At 69.2% G+C, this 22,634-nt stretch carries 18 protein-coding genes and 1 pseudogene; 9 read left to right on the top strand and 10 right to left on the bottom strand.

Features of this window, described 5'->3' with window-relative positions; all coding sequences use genetic code 11:
* The first annotated feature begins 65 nt into the window (after positions 1–65).
* The 5 genes from ACIBX3_RS59365 to ACIBX3_RS59345 all read left to right on the top strand — a co-directional run bounded on the left by ACIBX3_RS59365 (position 66) and on the right by ACIBX3_RS59345 (position 4,805).
* Positions 66–842, top strand: a complete 777-nt coding sequence (locus tag ACIBX3_RS59365) for a hypothetical protein (protein ID WP_397129685.1) — start codon at positions 66–68, stop codon at positions 840–842.
* Positions 843–1,038: 196 nt separating this feature from the next.
* Positions 1,039–1,218, top strand: a complete 180-nt coding sequence (locus tag ACIBX3_RS59360) for a hypothetical protein (protein ID WP_397129684.1) — start codon at positions 1,039–1,041, stop codon at positions 1,216–1,218.
* Positions 1,219–1,697: 479 nt separating this feature from the next.
* A complete protein-coding gene (locus ACIBX3_RS59355; protein WP_397129683.1) occupies positions 1,698–2,054 on the top strand; it encodes a hypothetical protein in 357 nt (118 codons plus the stop codon).
* Positions 2,055–3,042: 988 nt separating this feature from the next.
* Positions 3,043–3,999 carry an ATP-binding cassette domain-containing protein gene (locus ACIBX3_RS59350; protein WP_397129682.1) on the top strand — a complete coding sequence of 319 codons (957 nt, stop codon included), beginning with the start codon at positions 3,043–3,045 and terminating at the stop codon, positions 3,997–3,999.
* Positions 3,996–4,805: an ABC transporter permease gene (locus tag ACIBX3_RS59345; protein ID WP_397129681.1), complete on the top strand. Its 810-nt coding sequence runs from the start codon at positions 3,996–3,998 to the stop codon at positions 4,803–4,805. The genes ACIBX3_RS59350 and ACIBX3_RS59345 overlap by 4 nt, the downstream gene beginning before the upstream one ends.
* 5 nt (positions 4,806–4,810) lie before the next feature.
* On the opposite strand, the gene ACIBX3_RS59340 is transcribed toward ACIBX3_RS59345, so the two are convergent.
* A complete protein-coding gene (locus ACIBX3_RS59340) occupies positions 4,811–7,924 on the bottom strand; it encodes an ATP-binding protein (RefSeq protein ID WP_397129680.1) in 3,114 nt (1,037 codons plus the stop codon).
* Between the two features lie 91 nt (positions 7,925–8,015).
* On the opposite strand from ACIBX3_RS59340, the gene ACIBX3_RS59335 reads away from it, so the two are divergent.
* Both ACIBX3_RS59335 and ACIBX3_RS59330 read left to right on the top strand, forming a co-directional pair.
* On the top strand, positions 8,016–8,567 hold the full coding sequence (locus ACIBX3_RS59335; protein ID WP_397129679.1) for a hypothetical protein: 552 nt from the start codon (positions 8,016–8,018) through the stop codon (positions 8,565–8,567).
* A 293-nt stretch (positions 8,568–8,860) separates the two neighbouring features.
* Positions 8,861–9,172: pseudogene (locus tag ACIBX3_RS59330) on the top strand (tyrosine-type recombinase/integrase); the annotation flags it as partial.
* A 697-nt stretch (positions 9,173–9,869) separates the two neighbouring features.
* Here ACIBX3_RS59330 and ACIBX3_RS59325 read toward each other — a convergent pair.
* The 9 genes from ACIBX3_RS59325 to ACIBX3_RS59285 are packed head-to-tail and all read right to left on the bottom strand — an operon-like array spanning position 9,870 to position 20,611.
* Positions 9,870–10,577 (bottom strand): TSUP family transporter, encoded by a 708-nt coding sequence (locus tag ACIBX3_RS59325; RefSeq protein ID WP_397129678.1) that lies wholly within the window; start codon positions 10,575–10,577, stop codon positions 9,870–9,872.
* Positions 10,574–12,010 carry an aldehyde dehydrogenase family protein gene (locus ACIBX3_RS59320; protein WP_397129677.1) on the bottom strand — a complete coding sequence of 479 codons (1,437 nt, stop codon included), beginning with the start codon at positions 12,008–12,010 and terminating at the stop codon, positions 10,574–10,576. The genes ACIBX3_RS59325 and ACIBX3_RS59320 overlap by 4 nt, the downstream gene beginning before the upstream one ends.
* Complete coding sequence (locus ACIBX3_RS59315) at positions 11,994–14,360, bottom strand: glycoside hydrolase family 31 protein (RefSeq protein WP_397129676.1); 2,367 nt, start codon at positions 14,358–14,360, stop codon at positions 11,994–11,996. The genes ACIBX3_RS59320 and ACIBX3_RS59315 overlap by 17 nt, the downstream gene beginning before the upstream one ends.
* Entirely contained in the window at positions 14,357–15,166 is an 810-nt protein-coding gene (locus ACIBX3_RS59310; protein ID WP_397129675.1) for a carbohydrate ABC transporter permease, read from the bottom strand. Before ACIBX3_RS59310 ends, ACIBX3_RS59315 begins: the two co-directional genes overlap by 4 nt.
* A complete protein-coding gene (locus ACIBX3_RS59305; protein ID WP_397129674.1) occupies positions 15,163–16,101 on the bottom strand; it encodes a carbohydrate ABC transporter permease in 939 nt (312 codons plus the stop codon). Before ACIBX3_RS59305 ends, ACIBX3_RS59310 begins: the two co-directional genes overlap by 4 nt.
* Positions 16,098–17,378 carry an ABC transporter substrate-binding protein gene (locus ACIBX3_RS59300; protein WP_397129673.1) on the bottom strand — a complete coding sequence of 427 codons (1,281 nt, stop codon included), beginning with the start codon at positions 17,376–17,378 and terminating at the stop codon, positions 16,098–16,100. The genes ACIBX3_RS59305 and ACIBX3_RS59300 overlap by 4 nt, the downstream gene beginning before the upstream one ends.
* Before the next feature lie 35 nt (positions 17,379–17,413).
* Positions 17,414–18,817: a hypothetical protein gene (locus ACIBX3_RS59295; RefSeq protein ID WP_397129672.1), complete on the bottom strand. Its 1,404-nt coding sequence runs from the start codon at positions 18,815–18,817 to the stop codon at positions 17,414–17,416.
* Between the two features lie 5 nt (positions 18,818–18,822).
* Positions 18,823–19,689: a hypothetical protein gene (locus tag ACIBX3_RS59290; RefSeq protein ID WP_397129671.1), complete on the bottom strand. Its 867-nt coding sequence runs from the start codon at positions 19,687–19,689 to the stop codon at positions 18,823–18,825.
* A gap of 22 nt (positions 19,690–19,711) precedes the next feature.
* On the bottom strand, positions 19,712–20,611 hold the full coding sequence (locus ACIBX3_RS59285; RefSeq protein WP_397129670.1) for a carbohydrate kinase family protein: 900 nt from the start codon (positions 20,609–20,611) through the stop codon (positions 19,712–19,714).
* A 115-nt stretch (positions 20,612–20,726) separates the two neighbouring features.
* On the opposite strand from ACIBX3_RS59285, the gene ACIBX3_RS59280 reads away from it, so the two are divergent.
* On the top strand, positions 20,727–21,506 hold the full coding sequence (locus tag ACIBX3_RS59280; RefSeq protein ID WP_397129669.1) for a DeoR/GlpR family DNA-binding transcription regulator: 780 nt from the start codon (positions 20,727–20,729) through the stop codon (positions 21,504–21,506).
* Between the two features lie 947 nt (positions 21,507–22,453).
* Positions 22,454–22,634: hypothetical protein (locus ACIBX3_RS59275; protein WP_397129668.1), on the top strand; the 181-nt coding region annotated here is incomplete at its 3' end.

Below are 22,634 nucleotides of genomic sequence, written 5' to 3'. Positions count from 1 at the left end.
CAGCCGGCTGCGGAGGCGGCAATGCGGTCACGGTGCGAACGCCCGCAGAGGCGGTGACTCAGCGGATGAAGGACTCGACCGGTGTGAAGGTCACCAGGCTCGTCCGCCTGGACTACGGCGAGAAAGTGTTCACCCCTCCAGCGGAGGACGACTCCGTCGCGCTGGTCAACATCGGCGAATACAGCGAGAGCCGCGCCACTGGCGTCCTCGGCGCGACCGCCTCCGACCTGACCGCGACCTACTACCGGACCAATGTCCCCGATGAGCTGAAAAGCATTGTCCCCACCGACCTGTCCTACATGACGACCAGGACGATCACGATCGCAGGCTCCGGCACCTACCAGTACCGGGCTGATCGGCAGGACGTTCCCGCGGGCAAGTCCTGGCTTCATGGCCGCAGCTCCGAGTGCGAGCAGTTGTTGCGCGCCATCGGCTCGCTCGGCGTACGCAGCCTCGTCTCACCCGAGGTGCTGCGAAAGCTGGCGGCCCCGGCTCCCTCTTCGGGGGAGGCCATCGACGGAGTTGCCACCGTCGTGCACGCCGGGAGCAGCTCGCTGACGGAGTTCGCCATCGCGGCCCCACACGACGACCCTGTGATCGCCGCCCAATTTCGCAAGCGGAACGACTTGACACAGATCTCCTGGCAGCTGTGGGTCGGACCGGACCGGCTTCCCCGTCGGGTGCACCTCACCTCGACCTATCCCATGGCCGAGGACAACCAGCCCAAGACCACCGTGATCGAGGTCGACTTCACCGACTGGGGCAGCGATGTGCTCATCGATCCCCCACCGTCGGACCAGGTGCACGAGACCGGGACTTGTCTCGGCCCGGAGCCATACTGAGCCGTTGGAGCTCCGGCCTCGGCAGCGGCTCGTGGAACATGAACTCGGGTCAGCGCGGATCCGCACCCGGCTTCCTGCCCATTGCGTGACCCGCTACTGATGACGTGTGGAGCATCTCTACTGGGACCTCGGATCTCGCGCAGGCGGCGCCTGCTTCGAGGTGGAGCTGCGCGGCTCGGCCGCCAGAGTGTGTCTCATGGACGTCGACGACACCAGGCATATCTCGACGGTGACGAGTACGAGTATTACGGCGGCTTCGCACTTTATCTGGGGTGGTCAAGCGAACCTGCTGGTCAGCCCCTTGAAGGCCTGTCAGTCACGTAAGGCAAGTAAGGATGGCCGCCGCTGCCGCGCCGGGTGGATCGTCGAGAGGTGACCGGTCCGCCATCGGGGTCAACTCCAGAAGATCACCTGAAGATGTTTTCCTCATATAAACTTCAGGTGTGTGCCGGGGTTCTGGCTCGTCCTCTGCTCGGCGAGGGGATGGTCACGGACATGGGTGACGCTGCCGATCGACGCTCCAGCTGGACATTTCTGACCAACCACGCCCACGTGCTGCTGGCCATCGCGGCTGGTCCGCAAGTGCGGATCAGCGACATAGCCCAACGCATCGACATCACCGAACGAGCCGCCAGAGCATCGGGACCGACCTGCTGGAAGCCAGTTATCTGGAGCGGCAGCGGGAGGGCCGCCGCAACCGCTATGCCATCGTTCCGGGCCGGCGCCTGCGTCACCCCAGCCAGAACACCATTCCTGTCCAGGCGCTCATTGATCTGTTCAGCGATGAGGCCTCGACCCGTCCCGCCCCCCGCAACCGATCTCCGAGTAAACCCGCGCCAGGCAAACGCGGGTCTCGTGGACGTGGCGGCGGAGGGACCGCGCGGCCGCAAGGAGTACGCGATCACGCAGGAGGGCCTGGCCGAGCTGCGCCGCTGGATCACCCAGGTGGAGCCGACCAGGCCGGCGCGCAGCGACATGCTGCTGCGGGTGTTCTTCCTGGCCCAGGTGTCCCCCGAGCAGGCGCGTGAATACCTTCGCCACCAGGCGGATCTCGCGGGCAAGCACGCGGAGCACCTGGAGGCAGTCCGCGAGCTCGTCGGGCGCGGCCAGGACACCCTGTCGGTGTACGGCGGCATCGCCCTCGAATACGGCCTGCGCCTGACCCGGCTGCAACAGGAGTGGGCCGAATGGGCCGAGGGACAGATCCGTTAGGCTCTCGCTCATCTCGTTCGAGGCATTCGAGACCGTCCCCAGGTCTGGTTTCGCAGGTAAATAGCCCCCTGAGCCGCCTTATGACGGCCGATCACGCCACAGGCGGGGGAATAGAGAAGCCCGGCAACACGGCGATCGTCGCTTGATGGTGTGAAGGCAAAGCCGGACTCTTCTGGAAGACCGGCCGGAGCCCCAGCCCGCTGTGTTCACTGTCTGTGCCGCTGACGCTCTGGGTCGCGCCATCCTTGTCAGGGGGCCATTACCTCTCCGTGCATACGCGCGGTGGCTACTGGAGAGCGCGCCAGCTTGGGGACTGAGTTACTGCAGGTGGGAGGCTTGTCGAAGCTCACGGCATGTTTCGTTTGTGAGCCCTGGCCTCAGACGGCCTCATGGCAGACAGTGAGTGGTCATCTGGCTCTTCGCAGTCGAGGGTGTAGACGTTGCCGGCTGGTCGCCGGGCTCGACGAATCTCGGTTTGGTCGTGTGGGGCAACGCTTTGAGCCTGATCGTGCGGTCCTGGCTTGTCGCGTGGTCAAGCCGATGGTTGGTGCCGCCGCTGTAGTTGTGCGGGAATCGCGAGGCACACGGGGTCATCTCCTGTCCGATCGCGGACCACATCGGCCTGGGTGCGAGTACGAATCACTCCGAGGACTTGACCACCGTCCGGAGTTGAGATGCGCGGGCGGTGGTCTGGCGACTGGATCGGTAACGGCCCGGGGTGGTTCCGATGATGTTGGTGAACGCCGAGATGAAGCTGCTGGGGTTGGCCCATCCGCAGGCGTAGAGGGTGTTGCCAAACCGGTGATCTTGCCCGCGTTGATCAGTTCGTGTGGTGCTCCCGGGAACGGCAAGGTAGCGCTCGTGGGGCGTCCTGGGGCACCGAAACCGGCTGTCGCTGATGGTGGCTGCCGGTCCCGTATCAGTGCGAAATCAGCCCGCTGTTGGCGGCGTTCGGCACCGTGGCCTCATCGACGACGAAGGAGCCACGATGACGTACGCGATCCGGGCCGAAGGCCTGGTCAAACGGTATGGCGACAAGGTCGCGCTGGACGGGGTGGACCTGGAGGTCCCCGCCGGAAGGGTGGTCGGCGTGCTGGGGCCGAACGGGGCAGGCAAGACGACCACCGTGCGGATCCTGGCGACTCTCCTGCGGCCCGACGCGGGCCAAGCCACGGTGGGTGGCCATAACGTGGTCGGCGACCCGGTGCGGGTGCGTTCCCTGATCGGGCTGACCGGCCAGTACGCCTCGGTGGACGAGACCCTCTCCGGTGTGGAGAACCTGGTGCTCATCGGCCAGCTGCTGAACCTGTCTCGGCGGCAGGCCAGACAACGGGCCGCCGAGTTGCTGGAGCGGTTCGAGCTCACCGACGCCGCGACCCGCCCGATCGCCACCTTCTCCGGCGGGATGCGCCGGCGGCTGGACCTGGCGGCCAGCCTGGTGGGCAGGCCGCAGGTGCTGTTCCTGGACGAGCCGACCACCGGCCTGGACCCGTACACCCGCAACGAGTTGTGGGAGGTGGTGCGCGGTCTGGTCGCTGACGGCGCCACGGTGCTGCTGACCACGCAGTACCTGGAGGAGGCCGATCAGCTGGCCGACCGCATCACCGTCATCGACCAGGGCCGGGTGGTCGCCGAGGGGCGACCGGGTGAGCTGAAGCGCCGCATCGGCGGGCAGATCCTGCACGTACGGCCGAGCGTCCCGGCCGACGGGGAGGCGGTGGCCCGGATACTGATCGAGCTGACCGGCCAGATCCCGGAGCGCGATGCGAACACCGGTCGGCTCACGGTGCCCGCCGTCGACCCGATGCTGATCTCCTCCCTGGTACGGCGGCTGGACGCGGCCGGGCTCATGACCGAGGAGCTGGGCCTGCGCCTGCCCAGCCTGGACGAGGTCTTTCTGGCGCTCACCCGGCAGAACGTCGCGATGGAAAGGAATGTGGCATGAGCAGCACCCTGCCGATCGAGAACTCCCCTCTGCGCGTCAGCTCCCAGCAGGCATTGCGGCACGGGCTCGCCCTGGCCGGCCGCGGCGTCACCAAGATCCGCAAAGCCCCGGTGCAGCTCGTCGACGTCATCCTGACGCCGATCGTGTTCCTGCTGATGTTCGTCTACCTCTTCGGCGGCGCGATCGGCGGCGGTGACATGGACGGCTACCTGCAGATGGTCGTGCCCGGCATCATGGTCATGACGGTCTTCCAGGCCAGCATCGGCATCGGCGTCTCGCTCAACGCCGACGCGAGCGCCGGCGTCTTCGACCGCTTCCGTAGCATGCCCATCGCCCGCTCCGCGCCGCTGGTCGGCGCCGTACTCGCCGACGTCGTCCGCTACGTGGTATCGCTGGCCGTACTGCTGGCGCTGGCGCTGATCATGGGCTATCGCATCCACACCGATCCGCTCGCCACGCTGGCAGCGGCCGGGCTGCTGCTGGCCTTCGCGCTCAGCTTCGCCTGGATGTCGGTCTACATCGGCATGCTGGTCAGCACGCCCGGCTCGGTCCAGGGTCTGATGACGATCCTGGTACTGCCGCTCACCTTCGCCAGCAACGTCTTCGTCCCGAGCCGGACCATGCCCGGCTGGCTGCAGGTCTGGTCGAACATCAACCCCGTCAGCCTGATGGCCGACACCACCCGCGGCCTGCTCAACGGCGGCGAGGTCACCGGCCCGCTGCTGGGCGCCCTGGCCTGGATGGCCGGCGTGATCGTGGTCTTCTTTCCGCTGGCCATGCGCGCCTACCGCAAGAAGGCAGCTTGACCCCTCTACCGCCCGACCGGCTGGCCGGCCACCTCGGCCAGCCGGTCCAGCGCGTCCTGCCGCGGTATCTCGGCGCCCTTGCGGAAGGCCTCGCGGTAGCCGTCCTCACCGAGCTCCTCCACGAGCTCGGCGATCAGTGCGCCCAGCTCGGGGTCTCCGTGGTCGAAGACGCCGCGGATCAGCTCGCTCATGCCCAACGCCGTCGCGGCGCCCTCGAGGTCGCCTTCCAACGCCAGCAGCCTGCCCAGCCACTCGCCCGCGGTGGCCACGCTGACGGTGTTTCCGTAGGCGAACACGCCGCGCACCGCCTGCGGGAGGAGCTTCCGTGCACGGGCCGCCGTGCCCTCGGCGATCAGCAGGGACACCCGCTCGCCCGTGATCAGTCCCCGGACCACCTCCTCAGGGATGGGCAGCCGGTGGGCGAGCGTCTCGAGCTGGTCCAGCGCCTGGTGGGCCTGCTGGTACTCGCCGGACCGGCGAAGCGCGGCCGCTCTGTACGTCAGGAGATTGATCTCCAGGCGCCGCTGGCCGCGTTCCCTGCCCTGGCGTCGGGCGGCGTCGATGTCATCCAAAGCGCCCGCCAGGTCGCCGCTGCGCATCCGCGCCGCCGCCAGCCGGCCTTTGGCCCAGTACAGGTGCTCCTCCGTGCCGAGCTCGGTCGCAATCGCCACGGCGCGCTCGGCGGCCGAGATCGCCTGCTCGCGGTCGGCTCGCATGTCCGCATCTGAGCTGATGGCCAGCAGAGACATCACCATGCCCCAGCGGTCGCCGACCTCCTCGAATCCGCGCAACGCCTCCTGCCGCGCCTCGGCTGCGCTCGTCACGTCGCCCTGCTGGCTGCGGACGAAGTCCTGCGCCCACAGCGCGCTGGCCCGCACCCAGGGATCGGGCGAGTTCAACGCGTGCTTCAGCTCAGCCTGCCCCAGGTCAGTGGAGGCCAGCTGCGACAGCCGAAACAGCGGCACCGCCGGATGGAAGCTCAGCGCCCGCTCGTCGAGCCCGATCGGCTTCGGCTCGGCAACCGGGCCCTTGGCCGCAACGCCCAGCACCACGCGGAAGGCGGCACGCGCGTCCTCGGGGAGCGCGTCGCCGAAAGCGAGCACCTCGCCGACGAACGTCTCGAACTGCACGCTCATCCCGCGGATGCCCCAGTACCAGAACAGCGCCCGGACGAACCGGGACGAGGCGAGCGCATCACGAGCGTCGATGGCCGACCGCAGCGCGAAGACCAGGTTGTCGCGTTCGGCGTCGAACGCCGCGATCGCCCCTAGCTGCTCTCTGGTCCGCAACAGCGGCTCGTGTTCCTCGGCGAAGCCGAGGAAGTAGGCGGTCAGGCGCGTCATCACGTCGTCACCGGACTCGGCGAGCCTGGCGGAGGCGTAGGCGCGGATCGTCTCCAGCATCCGGTAGCGGTCGCCGTCCTGCTGGATGATGGACTTCTCGACCAGGGAACCGGCGACGTAAAGCACGTCCTCGGCAGCCAATGTCTCATCCGGGCAGACTGCCTCCAGCGCGGCCAGGCTCGCCCCGCCGGGAAAGAGCGACAACCGGCGCGCCAGCACCCGCTCCGGCCCGCTCAGCAGGTCCCAGCTCCACTCGACCACCGCCAGCAGGGTGCGCTGGCGTGGCAGCGCCGTCCTGCTGCCCGAGGTCAGCAGCCGGAAGCGGTCATCCAGCCGCCGCGCGATCTGCTCCACGCTCATCGCCCGCAACTTCGCCGCGGCCAACTCCAGCGCCAGCGGCATGCCATCCAACCGGCGGCAAATCTCCGCCACGGCGGCCACCGAGGACTCATCCAGTGCGAAACCGGGCCGGACACTGACCGCACGATCGGTGAACAGCTGGACCGCCGCGGAGCGCGCGGCATCGGCGATATCGGGATCCTCTGCGGGCAGTTCCAGCGGGCCGAGATGACACAGCGCCTCACCGTTGACCGCCAGCGGCTCCCTGCTGGTGGCCAGGACCCGCAGCTGCGGGAGCCGTAGCAGCAACTGCTCGGCTAACTCGGCGGCGGCCTCGACCAGATGCTCGCAGTTGTCCAGCACGAGTACGGCTTCGCCCACGTCCAGCCGCTCGACCATCCGGTCAAGCGGATCGGCCGGCTGCGGCTGGCCTCCGCCGTACAGACCGCCGAGCGCGCCGAGCACCACGTCGGCCAGCTGATCAGGACGGCTCACCCCGGCCAGCGGCGCGAACCATACTCGCCTGCGCTCATGGTCGGCCCGCTCCAGGGCGAGCCTGGTCTTGCCCGAACCGCCCGGTCCCACGATGGTGACCAGCCGGGAGGCATCCACAAGCCGGGCGAGCTGATCGAGCTCGGTCTGCCTGCCGACGAAGCTCGTCAACCGCGCGGGCAGCCTGCTCGCCGGCGCCTCGGCCTGCGTGACCGGCCGCTCCAGCTCACCGCGCAGCAGGGCCAGGTGTACCTTCTGAAGCTCAGGAGAGGGATCGACTCCCAGTTCATATCCCAGCCTGCTGCGGATCTCCTCATAGACCGCCAGCGCGTCCGACTGCCGCCCGGCAGCCGACAACGCCCGCATGCGCAGCTCGGCCAGCCGCTCGCTCAACTGCCGCTCGGCGGCGGACGCTCCGAGATCGGCCAGCACCTCGGCATGCCGGCCCAACCTGAGCTCGGCGTCGAAGCGGTCCTCCTCGGCCGTGGCCCGGATCTCCGCCAGTCGCGTGGCGGTGTTGCGGGCGAAGGGCGCCTCCTGAATGTCGGCCAGCGCCGGACCTCGCCACAGGTCAAGTGCTGCGGCCAAGAAGGCTGCGGCCTCCTTGGGCCGACCCGCCACCAAGTCGCGCCTGCCCTGCGCGGCCAGCTCCCCGAACCGATGCGCGTCCACGTCTTCGGCGCGCACCGGCAGCCGGTAACCTCCCGCCACCAGTTCCACCGTCGCCACGCCTGCCAGCGCCTTGCGCAGCCGCGACACCAACCCCTGCAGAGCGGCAGCGGCACCCGACGGCGCCTCGGCTCCCCACAGATCGTCGATCAGCGAATCCGCCGAAACGGGACGAGCCGCTTCCAAAGCAAGTCTGGCCAACAGCATGCGCAACCGGGCCCCGCCGATGTCGATCCGTGTCCCATCGGCGGCATAGCCCTCAACCGGACCAAGCATGACAACTCGCACCTCGGCAGCCTCCCACATCTTGGCGGCGTGTCAGCGCCGCGATAGAGCCGTATCAGCGGGTGGCGCGATCGTCTATCGCATGAACACGACGACCCGCATCCGCCCCCGCACCGTCACCTTCGCCGGCATCCTGCAGCTGCTGTTCGCCCTCTCGTTCCTCATCGTCCCGGTCATCGGCCTGATCTACGGCGCCGACGTGCAGGCCGCAGCCGAGGCCGAGCTGGTACGGCAGGGCCTGACCCCGGCCATCCTCGCCCAGAACAATCTCCACTTCGACGAGGGCGGCTATGCCCTGGTCATTCCGGTCAGCACCGCTGTGATCGCCGTGATCCTGGCGTGGCTCAACCTGGCCGGAAGGCGCGTCGGCCGCATCCTCACTCTGATCATCCAGCCGCTCTTCCTCGCCCTGGACGTCTTCATCCTCACCAGCCAGGCAACCCAGGTGCAGTTCCTGCAATCCGTCCTCGGCCCGGGCGCCAACGCCCAAGCCGTCATCGAGGCTGCCTACGGCGTCTACCCCGGGTGGCTGCTCACCGTGACCGACGGACGCCTGTTCGTCACCATCGCGGCCTCCGTGGCAATCATCGTCCTGCTGATCCTTCCGTCCGCCCGTACCTACTTCCGCAAGTGATCATGTGGGCTTCCTGCCGGCCCTCCAACTCGCCCAGGCCGACCAACGCAGAGCACCGGGTCACGAATGTGTCGACCACTACAACGGCCATCGCCCGCACCAGTCCCGCTCGCAGCTACCGCCTGATCACAATGAGAGGACCGTCGTGCCGCTGGCAGGCCGGATCGAACGCCGGAGAGTGCTCGACGGGCTGATCAACGAGCACCACCGAGCCGCATAGACGCTTCGAAGAACGTGCAGCTCAAGCCCTATGCGATGGGTTTTGACGCGGCACAAGCGGGTTCGTCTCCACCCAGCCCGACGGCGACCGACTGCATCCGCAGCACGTCTCCGACCAGTTCCTCTGGCTCGCCTACCTGGCCGGCCTGCCACCGATCCGCCTGCACGACCTGCGCCACGGCGCCGCATCGCTCATGCTGGCGGCAGGGGTGGAGATGAAGGTGGTGCAGGAAACGCTGGGCCACACCTCCAACGCCTTCACCGCCGACACCTACACCTCGGTCTACCCGCAGGTGGCCACCGCGGCGGCCGAAAAGACCGCCGCCCTGCTCCTCGACGACGAAGACCGGACACAGCCCGGAAAACTCATCTCCCTGAGAGCCTGACAGTCGGATTAAGCATCCGGCCCCGCGGTCGCCGCCTTCTCCAGCGGCTGCGGGGCCGCTGCTCTTTCCGCAGAGTCCAGGGAAGTGGGTGGATCATGGTGTGTGCAGGGTTGGTGCACGCGAGCACGCACGGAGCACGATCGGCCTAGAACTTTGCTCCAGGCCGAATCCGCTGGACCGTTCCCGCACGTCAGGCCCCTGATCAAAGCGCGCCCTGCAGGATTCGAACCTGCGACCGTCGGATCAGAAGCAAGATCCTCAAGTGACGGACAGTCTCGTTTGATGACGGTTCGTGCCACCTTGCAGCGCTTCCTGTGTCTAACGATGCCGGGTCCTGACAGGATGTTCCGGGGCGTACGAGCACGCACCGAGCACGACAGCGTCCCGGCCCGCGAAGCCATGTCACGGGCGGCCCGCTACATGCCCTCCCGGTGAAGTGTGCCGACCGCTGTCCCGTACTGAAGACCCTGGGCGAGGCGATCGCGAAGCTCGTCCTGGTTCACCGCAGCTGCCTCCTTTCAAATCGCCGCACGTCAGGACCGCGACGAAGGTCCACCGTGCAGCGCACTCCGCAGCCGGTATGCGGGCCGTTCATGCCCTGCTGGGCTGAGGCCGTCGAACAAGGAGTGGCAGCGCCCGAAAGCGACGGCTGCGTACGATCCCCAGAGTGACAGCCTTGGCTCTCGGAAGGGCGGCTTCACCAGGTGAGCATCCCCTTGACCACGGTGATCAGAGCGCCTGCGAAGCCAAGAGCCATCCCCGCTCGCCGCGCATGAGTGGCGGATATTCGAGGCGCGAGCAGCCGGCCGCCCGCCAGCCCGGCGGCCAGTGTCGACACGACGGCCGCGAGTTGCCAGCCCGGCAGCTCCGGAAATCCTTTGAGGCCGAGTGACAGCGCCGACTGGACCAGGAACGACAGCTGGGCGCTCGCCACGAAGGCCGCCTGGCTCCACCCGGTGGCGGTGGCGTAGACGACCAGCGCCGGACCTCCGACCCCTGCGGAGGCGTTCATGAAGCCGGAGGCGAAGCCGGCGGCCGCGGTCGGCGGGGCGGGCAGCCGCCGACCGGCGAGCGCGGCGAGCAGCCCCGCCAGGACGAGCGTCCCCACGGCCACGGTGAGCGGGCCGGGCGGCAGGAGGCGCGCGGCGAGGGCGCCGGGAACCACGCCCGTCACGCCGGAGACGGCGAGCACCAGTGCCCGCCGGCGGTCGACGTTCCGGAACGTCTGGGCCAGCACCGCGCCGGCGACGACCACGCTCAGCAAGTTCGCCAGCAGCACGCCCTGGTACGGCCCGGCGATGATCACCAGGAGCGGGGCGGCGACCAGTGCGAAGCCCAGCCCGGTGATCCGCTGTGTCAGCGCCCCGGCGAAAACGGCCGCCAGAACCGGAAGCAGCCCCGTCACAACCCGAGTGCGACGTAGCGGACGTCAGTGAACTCGGCCAGGCCCAGGTCGGCACCCTCGCGGCCGAGGCCCGACTGCTTGATGCCGCCCATGGGCGCGTAGGCCGCGCTGGGGAGCGCGTTGTTGACCCCGACGATGCCTGCTTCGAGCCGCTCCGCCATCCGCCAGCAGCGGGAGACGTCGGCCGACCAGATGTAGGCGGCCAGGCCCAGTTCGGTGCGGTTGCAGTTGTCGAGTACCTCCCCCTCGTCACGGAATCGGAAGACGGCCGCGGCCGGCCCGAACACCTCGCAGCGCGCCAGGCCTACCCCGTCCGACACACCGGCGAGGAGTGCGGGCGCGGCGTACGACCCCTGGCTCGGCAGCTCGACAGGCCGGGTCAGCAACGTCGCACCCGCCGCCAGCGCGTCGTCCACGAGTTCCCGAACGGCACGGGCCCGGTCATCGTCGATGACCGGCCCGAGGTCGGGGCATGGGTCCGCCAGTCCGTCACCGACCGTCATATCGTCGACCTTGGTGACCAGACGGCCGACGAAGGAATCGTAGACGTCGTCGTGGACGTAGAACCGGTTGGCGGCGATGCAGGATTGTCCCGTGTTGCGAAACTTGGCGATCATAGCCCCGTCCACGGCGGCGTCGATGTCGGCGTCGGGGAAGACCACGAAGGGAGCGTCCCCGCCGAGTTCCAGCAGCGGTCTGACGATCCGCCTGGCCGCACGCGCCATGATGGCGGCTCCCACGGCGGTGGAGCCGGTGAAGCTCACCGCGCGTACGGCCGGATGATCCAGCAGCGCGTTCGTCGTCTCCACGGCCGGACCGTGCACCAGGTTGAGCACCCCCGGCGGCAGCCCCGCCTCCTGTACAAACCTGATCAACTCGGTGACCGCGAGCGGAGCCTTTTCCGACACCCGCGCGACGACGGTGCAGCCGGCGGCCAGCGCGGGTGCCAGCTTCCTGGCCTGGATGGAACAGGGGAAGTTCCACGGTGTGAGCGAGGCGACCACGCCCAGGGGACGACGAAGCGTCAGGTGCCGCCGACCGGGGACCTCGTGCGGGATCACCGAGCCCGCGGGACGACGCGTCTCCTCGGCGAACCAGCGGAAGTACTCGGCGGAGAAGCGGATCTCCGCGAGCGCCTCCGGGAGCCGCTTGCCGGCCTCGGCCGCGAGCAGCCGGGCCAGCGCGTCGGCTCGTTCGTCGATCCGATCGGCGGCGGCTCGCAGCAGATCGGCACGGTAGCGAGCGGGCCGGTCCGCCCATTCGGGAAAAGCCCTGGCCGCCGCGTCGGCCGCATCGGCCGCGTCCTGTGGCGTCCCCCAGGGAATCTCTCCTACGGCCGATCCGTCGGCCGGGGCGGTGACGGCCAGCCGGTCCTTGCCGTCCCGCCAGCTGCCGTTGATGAGCATGAACGTCCCTTCATCGAACGTGGACATCGGTTCGTGAACTGCCGCCCCCCGGGCGCCCGGTGTCCAGGCGGATCGTTCCGGCGGCCACGGGCTGCGTTCCCTCCGCGGTGGCGACCGTGCCGTCCAGGCGAACCGTGGTGACGGCGCCGTCCCAGCCGATCAGGTGCACCTGTTGCGGCGACTGCCCGGCGACGTGCAGCGTCCACGGTCGCCCGAGCAAGTCATCCGTGTTGCGCACGCCGTCGTCGACCTCGACCCGCGGAATCACCGCCCCTGCGCGGACGAGCACCGGGATCCGCTCCAGCGGCACCTCCTCGGTGACGAACCCAGGACCTTCCCGCACGGCGCCGGTGAGCAGATCGGTCCAGCGGCCCTCAGGCAGGTAGTAGCGGCGGCGCACCGGGCCGGGGCCGTCGTCGAACACGGGCACGACCAGCAGGTCCGCGCCGAGCATGAACGTGTCGTCGCGGGTCCGCGCCACCTCGTCCTCGGGGAAGGCGAAGCCGAGCGGGCGCAGCATGGGCCAGCCGTTCGCCGCCGACTCGCAGGCGGCCTGCCACAGGTAGGGCAGCAGCTCGTAGCGCAGCCGTATCCAACGGCGGGAGATCTCCAGCGCCCGGTCGCCGAACTCCCACGGCTCCCGTGGCCGCAGCCCGTGCGCCCGCATGAGCGGGGACAGCGCGCCGAACTGGGTCCAGCGCGTGTACAGCTCGCCGGTCAGCTCGGGGCCGAAGAAGCCGCCGATGTCGTGGCTCCAGAAGCCGGGCGCGCTGAGTGCGTATGACAGGCCGCCGCGGAGCGTGGCCTGCATTCCGGCGACGGTGGACTCGGCGTCTCCGCCCCACTGACCGGGGTAGCGGTGCGACCCTGCCCAGCCGCTGCGGCCCCACACCAGCGGCGCCCGCCCGGTGTGGCGGCCGATCACCTCGCTGACCGCGGCGTTGTACCGCAGCGGGTAGAGGTTGTGGGCGTGCGCGGGCGGGGTGCCGTCGGCCGGCCGGGCGTCATCGGGCAGGCCTTCGCCGAAGTCGGTTTTGAACACGGCCACGCCGTCGTCGAGGAAGTCCCGGTGCAGATCCTGCCACCAGGCCCGGGCCTTCGGATCGGTGAAATCGATCAGCGCGCGTGGGCGGCCGTCCGGGCTCGGGGTGCCCGACACCGCCGCCGGCTTTCCGTCCGCGTCCTTGACCAGGAAACCGCGCTCGCAGGCCTCGTCGTACCGGGGGGAGGCCGGGTCGAGATAGGGCAGTTCCCACACCGACAGCCGCAACCCGAGCGCCGCCAGGCTCGTCACGAACTCCTTGCGGTCGCCGAACCTGCCGGTGTTCCAGATGAAGTCACAGTTGAGCCTGTCGACGACCAGCCAGTCAGGGTCCACGTGCAGCACGTCGCAGGGCACACCGTAGCCGCGCATGTCCCGCCCGACCTGCTCCATCTCGGCGCGGGAATGGTAGCGGCAGCGGCCCATCCAATACCCGAACGCCCACGGCGGCGGCACCGGCGACCGGCCGGTGAGCGCGGTGTAGGTGCTCAGCCGCTGCCCGGGATCGCCGCCGACGACCAGGTACAGGTCGAAGGCGTCGTCGGCGGGGGTGAGACTCAGCACGCTGGGCCTGGTGTGCCCGATGTCCACTGTCGTCACGGCACCGGTGTTGAGGAAACCCAGGTAGCCCTCGGAAGAGTGCCAGACGGGGACGGGCTTATACGTGAGACCCGCGCCGGTTCCGTAGGCGTCGGCGACCCGCAGCACCAGACGCTGGCCGTTCTTGGCCAAGCGCCCGAACTGCTCGCCGAAGCCCAGGATGTCCTCGGCGGGCGCCAGTTCCAGGGTGAGGGTGAGCCCGTCGGGGCCGTGCAGGAGCGCGGGCGCCATGGGCAGCCCCGCCACCTGCCGCAGCCGGTCGGCGGTACGCAGGACCGTCCGGCCCGTGCGCCGGTCCTCGACCGCGAGGGCGAAGGAGGCGCGACGCAGCCGCACCGTGACCGCCTCGGTGGAGAGCACCACCTCCTCGTTCGACACGGTCACCTCGGGGCGGACGGGCGCCGGCGCGGGGTCGGTGACGATGCCCAGCCAGGTGCCGTCGTCGGCCAGCGGCCTGGCTCCCGGCTGTGCCACCGTCAGCCGCACGGTCTCCAGGGTCGGGAAGCCGACCCGCAGCTCGTACGACCGGGTCGGCACCGGCCGCGGCACGTCCGACTGGGCCGGCAGGTTGGGCAGTGTGACCTCGATCCCCTGGACGTGGGCGGGCTCCTCGGTGAGGTAACCGGGCACCCCGGGCGACTGGACGGCGGGCACCGCGGCGAGCTCCGCCACGATGCCGCCGGCGCCGGTCCTGACGGTGTCGATGCGGCGGATCAGGTGCATGGTGAAGGTCATCCTTTGGTCGCTCCCGCGGTCATCCCGGCGACGAAATAGCGCTGCAGGGCCACGTACGCCACCACCATCGGCATGGAGGCGATGACGACCCCGGAGAACAGCAGCGGATAATCGGTGGAGTACTCGCCCTTGAACCCCAGCAACCGCAGCGGCAGCGTCTGCAGGCTGTCGTCCTGGATGAACAGCAGGGGATAGAGCAGTTCGTTCCAGTGCATGACGAAGAGGAAGATCGCCGTCGCGGCCAGAGAGGGGGCCGAGAGCGGCAGGGCGATCCTGCGGAACTGCATCCACTGCCCGGCGCCGTCCAGGCTGGCGGCCTCGAACAGGGTCCGCGGCAGCGTCATCATGAATCCGGCCAGGATGAACACCGCCACGGGCAGTGTCACGGCCGTCTGTACGATGACGAGCCCCAGCAGGGTGTCGGTCAGCCCCATCGAGTGGAACATGACGTACTGCGGGATCATGTTGGCCTGCGCGGGCACGGCCATGCCCAGCGAGAACAGGCCGTAGAGCACATAGCCTCGCCATCCGGGCAGCCGGGTGATGGCGAACGAGACCAGAGCGGCCAGCGTGAGCGTGAGCGAGACCGACAGTCCGGTCACCGTCACGCTGTTGCCGAACGCCTGGCCGATGCCGCCCTCGGCGAACAGCCGTGCGTAGTGCTCGAAGGTGGGCTGGGCCGGCGGCGCGAACGGGCTGGCGAAGATCTCCTTCGTGCTCTTGAACGTGCCGAAGAGCACCACGAGCAGGGGCACCATGACCAGCAGGGCGTAGACGGCGAGCAGAGAGCGTCGGGTGAGGGTCACCGTACCTCCGTGGCTCGGACCAGCCGGCGCTGTGCGACCGTGATGGCGGCGATGAGCAGTACGAAGAGCACGGATTCCGCCGCCGCGTAGCCGAAGCGGCCGTTCTGGAAGGCCGTCAGATAGATCTGCGTGGAGAGGATCTGCGTCTTGAAGTCGTCGAAGCTGGTCAGTGCCCCGATGAGGTCGAACGCCTTGAACGATTGGATCGTGGTGTAGGCGATCACGATCGTCGTGGCGGGCGCGATCATTGGCCAGGTCACGTAGCGGAACCGCGGCCAGCGGGTGGCTCCGTCGACGGCGGCGGCCTCGTACAGTTCGCGGGGGATCTGCTGCAGCCCGGCGACATAGACGACGATCATCTGCCCGGTGTGGAACCACACCTGCGCCAGCCCTACGAACACGATGGTCCAGCGGGCGTCGCCCAGCCAGGCGTACCCGGGGAGGCCGAACCAGCCGAGCACCTGGTTGAGCAGCCCGTCGGGCGAGTTGTAGACGAAGCTCCACAGGAAGCCGACCGACACGCTGGACAGGATCGTCGGGAAGAAGAACAGGGCGCGCAGCAGGATGGACGACCGGCTGTTGCGTGTCAGGAACATCGCGTACAGCAGCGACAATCCGGTTTGCAGGACGACCACGACGAGCAGGAACTTGAGGTTGTTGACCAGGGCGCCGGTGAACAGGTCGTCGTTGGTCAGCAGGTTCGTGAAGTTCGCCAGGCCGACCACGTGGTAGTCCTCGCTGATGCCGTCCCAGTCGGTCACCGCGTACTGGATCGCTTGGACGGTCGGCACGAGGAAGAACGCGCCGTAGACCAGCAGGGCGGGCAGCGCGAAAAGCAGCAGGCGGCCCGTCGGGCGGCGCGGGTGGGACGGGCGGCGCCGCTGCCCCGGGCCGCCCGCCCCGTGACTCCGGGGCGGAGCCGTTTCAGTGATCATGACGTGCCGAGCCGTTGACTTATGATCTTCTGCGCCTCCTCGGCGGCCTGCGCGGGTTTGGCCGTGCCGGTGGCGACCTGGGTGCAGGCGTTCTCGACCGCGTTGCGGATGTCGAGGTCGTCGAACTGGAAGCGCGGCGCCAGCAGGGTCTTGCGGGTCGCCCAGCCGGCGGTGGCCGCGAGGTCGGCGTTGGTGTAGGTGAGGTCCTTGACGGTCAGGTGCTGGACGGTCCCGTTGGCGTACGCCTCGGCGGCAGGCTTGCCGGACAGGAACTCCACCCACTTGCGGGCCGCCTCCTGCTTGGCCGACTTGGCATTGACTCCGAGGATGAACGTCGAGTTGTGAACGCCCTCATAGGTCGCCTTGCCCGCGTCGGTGGTGATCGGCCCGATGAGGTTCACCTTGAACGCAGCCCCCTGCTGGCGGGCCGCGCCGATGTGGAAGGTCCCGGTGGCCAGCATCGCGGCCTTCGCCTGCGCCCACATCTGGATGGCCTGCTCGGTCTTGGTGCCGGCGCTGCCCTCCTGGAAAGCGCCCATGGTGGCCAGATCCTCGTAGCGAGTGAGCACGCGCAGGAACCAGTCGTCGGTGACCTTGGCCTTCCCCATCTCGATCTTGCGGCAGGAGTCGGCCTCCGGCATCTCGTTCATGACCATGCAGTTGAACAGCTGCCCGGCGTTGGCGGCGTCGCCGCCGGGAAACGCGATCGGCGCCACGCCCAACCCCTTGAGCTTCTCGCACAGGGACAGGAAGCCCTTCCAGTCCTCCGGCAGGTCCCCCACGCCGGCCTTGTCGAACAGCTCCACGTTGTAGACGGGCATGTTGAACACAAGTTGGTACGGCAGGCCGAGTTGCTTGCCGTCCTTGGCCCCGGGTTCGATCACGTGCGGCTGGTAATTCGAGACGAACGTCGCCCCGGACAGGTCGGTGAACACCCCGGCCTTGGCGATCTGCTCGAACTGCGCGCCGCGGAAAGCGGTGAACACGTCGCCCGCCGTGCCGTCCTTGATCTTCTGCAGCGCCGTGGACTGGTAGTTCTGCGACGGCAGGATCGTCATCGTGACGTCGTAGCCGGCATTGGCGGCCTTGAACTGCTTGATGAGCTGGTCGAAGACCTGTTTGTCCTCGGCACGCCAGTGGTAAAAGTTGATCGCCTTCTCGTCGCCCGCGCCGCCGGACTTGTTTCCCAGCAGCCCGCAGCCCGACAGGGCCGCCGCGGTTACGGACAGCCCGGACAGCGCGACGAACTTGCGCCGATTCATCGGTGCACTGGTCATCGGATCTCCTCGTTGGGGGTGTGAGGCAGTGGTGTTCACCAGTCGTCGACGGTGATGCCGAGCAGATCGGCGGCGGTCCTCAAGGCGGGCCGGACGTCGGTCCACGCCAGCACGGTGTGGTGAGGGAACCCGCCGGTGACGAGACCGCCGACGAACGGCTCGGCCGGTGTGTCGAGGCGGACGTCGGCGGTGTTGCCCTGGAAACGGTTGGGGGCGGGCAGCGACTCACCCGACGCGAGGAGCAACCGCAGTGCGCCGGGGCGAGCGGGATCCTCGGTCAAGCGGGTCATGATGACCGGTCCGGTGCGCAGCGGGAAGTCGCCCGCCACGCCGATCTTCCGGTTGCAGTGGACACTCTGCGTGGCGGCGGCCGGGTCGGCGGCCAGCGCCGTGGCCGCCGACCCGCAGTGCCACAGGCGAACGACGTTCGCCGTCGCGTCGAGATCCACGGTGTCCACGAGGTACGTGGCGCCGGCGCCGAGCGACTCGGCCAGCAGCATGGTGAGCGCGCCGTACACGTCCCGCTCGCACGCGGTGGGCGTCCCCTCGTCGGCCAGGCGGGACAGCGAGGAGCAGGGGCAGACTCCCAGCCGGGTGGGGAACTCCGGCCAGCAGCGGACGGCCACCCCCGACAGCAGCTCGGCCGCCGACCATCCGCGAAGCGCGGAGGTGACGGCCGCGTGCAGGGTGACCTGGGCGGGGTCGAGCCCGTCCAGGGTGGGCCGCTGCGCCGTCGCCGCCTCCAGCTCGGCCGAACGCTCGGCGTCCCCGACGTTGCCGATGCGGTCGAACAGGTCCTCGATGGTCAACTGCTCGGTTTCCACTCCGAACAGCCGGGAGACGAGCGCGGCGTCGTACTCGCTGGGGGTGAACCCGGGCGGCGCGTCGCCGACCAGCCCGATGCGGCGCCCGGACAGCCCCGCGAGTGCGGTGCGCACGATATCCTCGTCGCCGCGCGGCTGCCGTACGTCCGGCTGTGGCGGCGCTTCGGGCAGCCGTCCGGCCAGGGCCGCGATCAACGCCCGCTCGAGCTCAGGCTCGCCGGGGTCGCCGTACAGCAGGCGGACCTGGCCGCCGGCGCGCACGATGGCATGGCCGAACAGGTTGGCCCCGCACAACGAGTTCAGCCACAGCCGGTCGCCGACGGGGCCCGGCTCGCGGAACGCCCACAGCAGCACGGGCCGGTCCAGCCCGGCGTACAGCTCAAGCGCAGGAGTGGCGTCGGAGAACGACGCGCACACGTTGATCACCAGGCCGGGTGGGCCGTCGAAGAACTTCTTTGCCTCCGCCACCTGCTCCGGCGCCATCACCAGGTCTTCCGGGCCGCGCACAGTCGCGCCGAGGGAAACGAGCAGTTCGCGAGCCGCGGCAGCGCGCTCTCGCGCCACGTCGACGGCGAAGGTGGGGCGTGCTGTCGGGATCATGATGACGTCGGTCACGCCGGTCACCGACCCGCCAGCGCGTCGTCGACGACGTCACCGAACCGCCGCAACCGGTCCAGGGCCTCGGTCGCGAGGGCGCGGCCGAGGTCGGAGGCGCCGATCACATCGCGCCAGACGGCCCGCCCGGCGAGGAAACCGGAGGCGCCCGCCTTGCAGGCCAGCTCGACAGCGCGCGGGAACAGGTCCGCGCGCACGCCGCTGGACAGCACAACCCAGGGAGAGCCGATCGCCGCCGTGAGCTGCTCGCAGCCGCGCAGGATCTCGGCGGGGTCGCCCTCCCCGTGCAGGGGAACCTCGGCCTTGTACAGGTCGGCGCCGAGGTCGCCGAGTTCCTTGGCGGCGGCAAGCACGCCGTCGGCCCAGTCCCAGGGGCGTCCGTCGAGCGGCTTGCGGCTGACCGGCTCTACGATGCTGATCAGCCCGGCCGCTCCGCACATGGCCACAAACTCCTCCACCATGGCCACGCGCTTGTCCGGATCCTCGTCCGGCCGCCACAGCAGGAGCAGCTTGAGCGCCACGGCGCCGGCCGCCTTGACCTCGGCGGGCACGACCTCGGAGTCGATCTCCACCGCTCCGACGATCTCGTCGGCGCCGGGGATCAGCCGGTCCGCGGCGGCGATCAGGCCGCAGCCGGGCGCCACCGCCCCCGCGGCCGTCACTGCGTCGAAGGCGAACTCCCGGTCCACGAGCACGCCGGAGGCGTACGGGGACAGCACGCGGGTCGCCTCAACCTTGAACCGGGTCAGCGTTTCGTCCAGGACGGGGCCCGGCATGTGCTCGGCGAACATCGCCCGCATCGCTTCCCGCTGGTCGACGGCGAGCATGGCGAAGCCGCCCGACGGCCTGGTGAGGGGGGACAGATCTGTCACAGCGGTCGATCGCCTTTCGTCGTCACTCATGGTCGATCCCGGCTCGGGCCAGCACGGCCGGGTGGCCGGGAACCGCCTCCCGGCCGGAGAGTCCCTCGCACGACGCCGCGGCGGCCGCCGCGGCATAGGCCAGCGCGTCGCGCAGGGCGTAACCTCGGGCGACGGCCGCCAGCAACGCCCCGTGATACACGTCTCCGGCGCCGAGCGTGCTCACCACGTCGGCCGTGAGCGCGGGCACTGCGCAGTGGGTCCCGTCGGCGGAGGCGGCAACGGCGCCCTGGTCGCCGCCGGTGGCCACGGCAGTCCTCGCGCCGTCCGCGAGCGCGGCGTCGAGCAGGTCCTGTAGGGGGGCGTTCCCGTAGCGGGCGGCGAGCGCGGCGATGGTAGGCACGTAGAGGTCCACGCCGTCGAGCCGGAGGCCGGGAATGGCGTTCCCGCCGTCGACGGACAGCCGGGCGCGGGTGCCGATGCCGCCTTTGCGGGCGAGTTCCACCGCGGACCAGCCGACCTGGTCCACGTGAATCCACGCGGCGTCGTCGAGGATCTCCGCGGCGGCAGAACCGGCGGCGATCTCGGCGGCCGGGCCGGGGACGTTGCAGATGGCCCTGGTGGCGCCGGTGACGACGACCACGCTGGTGGCCGTCGCCTGCCCCCGCGCCACAGTGACGCCGGAGACGTCGACGCCCTCCGTACGCAGGCCGGCGAGCACCTGCTCGCCCGTCTCATCGTCGCCGACCCCGCCGATGAACGCGGTGGGCATGCCGAGCCTGGCGGCGGTGACCGCGGCCGTGGCAGCCGGTCCTCCGCCCGTGTGGACGATTTTGTCGGCCAGCACGCGCTCGTCCGGGGCGGGGAACCGGTCGACCAGAGCGATGGTGTCCTGAGTTGCGACCCCGACGAAGGTCAGGCGCGGTAATGTCATGAACCACACACCCTTTGTTGGATTTCCAACATGTTGCGAAGATGCTAACAATGGTTGTGCGAAAGTCAACAGGCTCGACTGTTCTGACGGCTACGGGACCGGTGGAGGAGAAGCTGTGACGCTCCGGTACGACAGCGCGCCCGCGCGCCGGGAGTTCATCCTGGAGGCGGTCCGCAGCGCGGGGTTCGTCTCGGTCAGCGATCTCGCCAGAGAGCTTCGCGTTTCCGACATGACAGTCCGCAGAGACCTGCGCAAGCTGGCGGCCGACGGAGAGGTGGAGATCGTCCACGGCGGTGTACGGCTCGCGGCCGTCGAACGAACGACCGGCTTCACGCGCCGCGTGGCCACCAACCCGACCGCGAAGCGCCACATCGGGCAGCGCGCCGCGGACCTGGTGAACCCCGGCGACGCCATCGCGGTCGACGCGGGCACGACCGCCTACGAACTGGCGGCCGCGCTACCCCGCGGCTTCGGCGGCTGCATCGTCACGCACAGCATCCCGGTCTCCCAGCTGATGCTGCACCGGCCCGGCGTCCGCACGGTGGGCCTCGGCGGTGACCTCTACCCCGCCAGCCAGGCGTTCGTCGGCCCGATGACCGTCGAAGGCGCCAGGAACCTGAGGGTGCGGACGTTCTTCATGGGCGCCGCCGCCGTCGACGCCCGTGGCGTGTACGTGGCCACCGACATCGAACGCCCCACGAAACAGGCGCTCATGGACATCGCCGACGAGGTGGTGCTGCTGGTGGACGGGACCAAGTTCTCGACCTCCGCCCCTGTACTGCTGTGCTCCTTCGACAGCGTGCACGCCCTCGTGACCGACATGGCTCCACCCGAGGATGTCGTCGAAGCGCTGGACAAAGCCGGGACCGTCCTGCACATGTCGAACGATCGTTGAAGGTGCTCCGACACCGGCAGGCCGGATGAAAGGGGTCGCACTCCGGCTGAAGCGCTCGGCCGGCAGCTCAGCGCGTGACTCCGCTTTGCCTCACATCTGCCCCACGCTGCCTTGGTCCGCGTTCAGAGACGGCCCTGAACGCGGTATGCGGCTTCTGGGCAACGCAGGCCAAGATCATCGTCGACTTCTCCCGGGCGCTGCTCCCCTACACGGACATGCTGCTGGTCAACGGAGTCAACGGAAACTCTTGAGATGCTCGGCGTTGGCCACGCACACCTCGATCCGCCCTGTGGCCGCCAGCGCGTGGTAGGCCGCGCTCCTCCACAAACAAGGCCAGACCAAGGAAGCCTCCGCGACCTTCCGCCGCGTGAGATCGCCTGGTCCCAGGATCAGCCGGAACAGTACACATCACACAGCGCGCCCTGCAGGATTCGAACCTGCGACCGTCGGATTAGAACCAAGATCTTTTAGTGTCGCGTCGTGCCGTCAGGTGATGGTTCGTGCCGTATCAGCACGTTTTGCGTCTCAGCCGATGTCGGGTCCTGACGGCGTGTGACGGGGCGTACGAGCACGCACCGAGCACGGCGGGCACCCCTGATTGATCATTACAGGTGGCACCACACCATGGATTCTGCACCTCGGCACAACGCATAGATGTAGACGCTGTGCTCGACACGTGCTCCGACACCCGAACGCTTCCTCATCTCACCCGTTCATCCCTGCTCCGCAGCCAACGCAGCGCTACAGCCCGCACGCATCAGCGAGCCACACTGAAACGCTCCTCCGAAAGCACACGCGCGACCTCCTCGTGCGCCAACACCCAGGGCCTTCTACGGTCCTGCCGTCGGCCTACAACCAAGTCCACGACCGCCGGGGCGATGGCCGTCGCCAGGCCGACGGCCGCCGAAAGCGCCGGGGGCAGACCCACCCCTGCTGCGGTGGCCCCGATGCTTATTCCCACTCCAACCCACTGGGTACCACGCGACCGGCGGGCCGAACGGGTGGTCAACCGCTGCTGGCGTGCCAAACTCGCGGGGTCTGTCCAGCGATCGGTGTATCTCGATCTTGACTGGGGCTATCGGGTGGTCGGGGTCAGGCGGCCTTCGAAAGTGATGGCGAAGGCGTTCA

The sequence above is a fragment of the Nonomuraea sp. NPDC049480 genome (genome assembly GCF_044465905.1).
Lineage (GTDB): Bacteria > Actinomycetota > Actinomycetes > Streptosporangiales > Streptosporangiaceae > Nonomuraea.
The sequence above is the reverse complement of the archived record's forward strand: the minus strand, read 5'-3'. Positions and strand labels throughout refer to the sequence as shown.

What these genes read in the sequence shown, in the direction of transcription:
- ACIBX3_RS59320 (WP_397129677.1), bottom strand. Translation starts at nt 12,010, where the DNA reads ATGTCCACGTTCGATGAAGGGACGTTCATGCTCATCAACGGCAGCTGG.
- ACIBX3_RS59305 (WP_397129674.1), bottom strand. Translation starts at nt 16,101, where the DNA reads ATGATCACTGAAACGGCTCCGCCCCGGAGTCACGGGGCGGGCGGCCCG.
- ACIBX3_RS59340 (WP_397129680.1), bottom strand. Translation starts at nt 7,924, where the DNA reads ATGCTTGGTCCGGTTGAGGGCTATGCCGCCGATGGGACACGGATCGAC.
- ACIBX3_RS59345 (WP_397129681.1), top strand. Translation starts at nt 3,996, where the DNA reads ATGAGCAGCACCCTGCCGATCGAGAACTCCCCTCTGCGCGTCAGCTCC.
- ACIBX3_RS59300 (WP_397129673.1), bottom strand. Translation starts at nt 17,378, where the DNA reads ATGACCAGTGCACCGATGAATCGGCGCAAGTTCGTCGCGCTGTCCGGG.
- ACIBX3_RS59315 (WP_397129676.1), bottom strand. Translation starts at nt 14,360, where the DNA reads ATGACCTTCACCATGCACCTGATCCGCCGCATCGACACCGTCAGGACC.
- ACIBX3_RS59360 (WP_397129684.1), top strand. Translation starts at nt 1,039, where the DNA reads ATGGACGTCGACGACACCAGGCATATCTCGACGGTGACGAGTACGAGT.
- ACIBX3_RS59335 (WP_397129679.1), top strand. Translation starts at nt 8,016, where the DNA reads ATGAACACGACGACCCGCATCCGCCCCCGCACCGTCACCTTCGCCGGC.
- ACIBX3_RS59365 (WP_397129685.1), top strand. Translation starts at nt 66, where the DNA reads ATGAAGGACTCGACCGGTGTGAAGGTCACCAGGCTCGTCCGCCTGGAC.
- ACIBX3_RS59350 (WP_397129682.1), top strand. Translation starts at nt 3,043, where the DNA reads ATGACGTACGCGATCCGGGCCGAAGGCCTGGTCAAACGGTATGGCGAC.
- ACIBX3_RS59285 (WP_397129670.1), bottom strand. Translation starts at nt 20,611, where the DNA reads ATGACATTACCGCGCCTGACCTTCGTCGGGGTCGCAACTCAGGACACC.